General features: G+C 47.8%; 1 pseudogene. It reads right to left on the reverse strand.

Going from position 1 to position 207, the window contains the following annotated elements:
• Positions 1-207: pseudogene (locus BG74_RS17245) on the reverse strand (AbrB family transcriptional regulator); the annotation flags it as partial.

A 207-nucleotide genomic window follows, 5' to 3' on the forward strand; every position in this document is an offset into this window, starting at 1 on the left:
GAACGAAAGTACAGGAGATGAAACGCGCCATCGCCGTCCTAAACCAGCAAAATTGCGAATAAACAGGCTTTGTATCGCCATTACGAAAACGATATTTACCTGACTGCCGGTAGCGATAATCGCCACGGTATCCAAACCAACCCGGACTAGTAACCAAATAAGCAGTCAGTAGATCCACTAGCAGCAGCCTGGTCAAAATCCAGGCCA

The organism is Sodalis-like endosymbiont of Proechinophthirus fluctus, from assembly GCF_001602625.1.
GTDB lineage: Bacteria > Pseudomonadota > Gammaproteobacteria > Enterobacterales > Enterobacteriaceae.